The sequence below is a fragment of the Vreelandella zhaodongensis genome, from assembly GCF_013415115.1.
In the GTDB taxonomy this organism is placed as follows: domain Bacteria; phylum Pseudomonadota; class Gammaproteobacteria; order Pseudomonadales; family Halomonadaceae; genus Vreelandella; species Vreelandella zhaodongensis.
In genome coordinates, this window is the sequence record NZ_JACCDD010000015.1 from 1 (window position 1) to 3,364 (window position 3,364).

The following is a 3,364-nucleotide window of genomic DNA, read 5'->3' on the forward strand; positions in this document are numbered from 1 at the left end:
TTTATCGTCATTCGGAGAGACCTCTATGAGTCTGGAGACAAGAGAAGATCTCGATCCGCTCGAAACCACGGAGTGGCTGGAATCCCTGGAATCAGTACTGGATCGTGAGGGCGAAGATCGTGCCCGCTACCTGATGACCCGCCTGGCGGATCGCCTGCGCCGGGACGGGATGAAGGTGCCCTTCTCGGTGACAACCCCGCACCGGAATACGATCCCTGTGCATCGTGAAGCACCGATGCCCGGCGACCTGTTTATGGAACGCCGGATTCGCTCGTTGATCCGCTACAACGCCATTGCCCAGGTCATTCGTAATAACCGTGCCAACCCAGGGTTGGGCGGCCATATCGCCAGCTTTATGTCGTCGGCTACGCTGTACGATGTCGGCTTTAACCACTTCTTCCGCGCTCCCAAAGGCGATTTTGAAGGCGATCTGATTTATATCCAGGGCCACGTTGCCCCGGGTATTTATGCGCGCTCTTACCTGGAAGGCCGGTTGTCAGAAGAGCAGATGGACAAATTCCGTCGCGAAGTCGACGGCGATGGCCTCTCTTCCTACCCGCACCCGTGGCTGATGCCGGATTACTGGCAGTTCCCCACGGTGTCTATGGGTCTTGGTCCGATTCAGGCCATCTATCAAGCCCACGTGATGAAGTACCTGCATCACCGTGAGCTGAAAGACATGTACGACCGCAAGATCTGGTGCTTTATGGGCGACGGCGAGTGTGATGAGCCGGAGTCGCTGGGCGCGATTTCCCTGGCGGGTCGTGAAAACCTCGATAACCTGATCTTCGTCATCAACTGCAACCTGCAGCGCTTGGACGGTCCGGTACGCGGCAACTCCCGCGTCATGGACGAGTTCGAAGGCGTGTTCCGCGGTGCTGGCTGGAACGTCATCAAGGTCGTCTGGGGGCGTCACTGGGATCCGCTGTTCGAGAAGGACAAGAAAGGCATCCTGCAAAAACGCATGGATGAAGCGGTCGACGGTGAGTACCAAAACTACAAGGCCAACGGGGGTTCCTACACCCGTGAGCACTTCTTCGGTAAGTACCCCGAAACCGAAGCGATGGTCAACGACCTGTCTGATGAAGACATCTGGAAGCTCAACCGCGGTGGTCACGACCCGTTCAAGGTCTATGCGGCCTACCATGAAGCGGTCAACCAGACCAACGGTAAGCCCACGGTCATTCTGGCGCACACCGTCAAAGGCTATGGCATGGGCAGCGGCGATGGCGAAGCTGCCAACGAAGCCCACCAGGTCAAGAGTATGGAGTACGAAGCGCTGCGCAAATTCCGCGACCGCTTTGGCATTCCGATCACCGACGAACAGCTCAAAGACGTGCCCTACTACAAGCCGGAAGAAGACTCCCCCGAGCTTAAGTACATGCACCTGCAGCGGGAACGCCTTAACGGTTACCTGCCTAGCCGCCGCAGTGACTTTGAGGCGCTGGAGATCCCCAGCCTGGAAGACAAAACGTTTGCCTCGCAAATGGTCGGCTCCAAGGGCCGTGAAATCTCCACCACCATGGCCTTCGTGCGTATTCTGAATGGCCTGGTGAAGGACAAGCAGCTAGGCAAGCACGTGGTGCCGATTATCCCGGACGAAGCGCGTACCTTCGGTATGGAAGGCATGTTCCGCCAGCTCGGTATCTACACCTCGGAAGGGCAAAAGTACGAGCCGGTCGATAAAGGCCAGATCATGTACTACCGCGAGGACCAGAAAGGTCAGGTTCTCGAAGAAGGGATTAGTGAAGCTGGCGCGATGTCCGCATGGATTGCCGCCGCAACCTCCTACAGCAACAACAACGTCACCCTGCTGCCGTTCTACATCTACTACTCGATGTTCGGCTTCCAGCGCATTGGTGACTTGGCCTGGGCCGCCGGTGATCTCCAAGCCCGCGGCTTTATGGTCGGCGGCACCGCCGGGCGTACCACGCTCAACGGCGAAGGTCTGCAGCACCAGGATGGTCACAGCTTGATTCAAGCCTCTACCATCCCCAACTGCCGCAGCTACGACCCCACCTACGCCCACGAAGTGGCGGTCATCGTGCAGGATGGTCTGAAGCGCATGTTCACGGATAAAGAGAACTGCTTCTACTACCTGACGGTGATGAACGAAAACTACGAGCAGCCTGCCCTTGAGAACGTCCCGACAGACGACATCATCAAAGGCATGTACCTGCTCAACGAAACCCAGGGCGATAAAGGCCGTGTGCAACTGATGGGCTCCGGCACCATCCTGCGCGAAGTCGAAGCCGCCGCTGAGCTGTTGGCCAACGACTGGGGCATTGGTGCGGATATCTGGAGCGTGACCAGCTTTAACGAACTGCGCCGCGAAGCGCTACTGCTGGAGCGTGAAGGCTTCTTGAACCCGGACGCTGAGGCCAACAAGCCCCACGTCACGAAGTGCCTGGAAGGCCGTGACGGCCCGGTGATTGCCTCCACCGACTACATGAAACTCTACGCTGATCAGGTGCGTGCCTGGGTGCCGTCTGAGTACACCGTGCTGGGCACGGACGGCTTTGGTCGTTCCGACACCCGCGAGAAGCTGCGCTACTTCTTTGAAGTAGACCGCTACTTCGTCACGGTGGCGGCGCTACGTGCGCTGGCGGACCGCGGAGAGCTTGATCGCAAGCACGTCGGCGAAGCGCTGAAGAAGTATGGCATTGACGCCAACAAGCCGAACCCGCTGACCAGCTAAACCGCTGCCCGGCGGGCAAATGCCCGCCGGCTCGATCCGATTTGGAAGGAGCGCGACCTTGAGTAGCGAAATCATCAAAGTTCCCGATATCGGTGGCGACACCGATGTCGAAATCATCGAGATTGCGGTGTCAGAAGGCGACGTCATTGAAGCGGAAGACACCCTAATCACCCTGGAATCCGACAAAGCCAGCATGGACGTCCCGGCCCCGAAAGGCGGCAAGGTGCTCAAAGTGCTGGTGAAAGAAGGCGATACCGTCTCGGAAGGCGACGACATCGTTGAGCTGGAAGTCGAAGGCGGCGCAGACGGCGGCGAAGAGACGTCAGCCTCCGCGTCTGACAGCCAGCCCAACGACGCGCCAGCGAAACAAGACAAACCGAAAGAACCGACTCAAGCGCAAGCCCCAGCAGCTAAAAAAGCCGGTGGCGGCAAGCAAACGGTGGATATTAAAGTGCCGGACTTGGGTGGTTCAGACAACGTTGAAATCATTGAAGTGGCCGTCAGCGCTGGTGATGACGTCAACGCCGAAGACACCCTGATTACCCTGGAGTCGGACAAGGCCTCCATGGATGTGCCCAGCCCACACGGCGGTAAGATCGTTGCGCTCACGGTGAAAGAAGGCGATACCGTCTCGGAAGGCGACGTGATCGGCCAGATGGAAATCGC

General features: G+C 58.3%; 2 protein-coding genes. Both read left to right on the top strand.

The annotated features are described in order from the left end of the window. The first annotated feature begins 25 nt into the window (after positions 1-25). Entirely contained in the window at positions 26-2,698 is a 2,673-nt protein-coding gene (aceE, locus tag HZS79_RS16655) for a pyruvate dehydrogenase (acetyl-transferring), homodimeric type (RefSeq protein ID WP_179928413.1), read from the top strand. A 58-nt stretch (positions 2,699-2,756) separates the two neighbouring features. Then, on the top strand, positions 2,757-3,364 hold a 608-nt coding region (locus tag HZS79_RS16660), incomplete at its 3' end, for a biotin/lipoyl-containing protein (protein ID WP_179928414.1).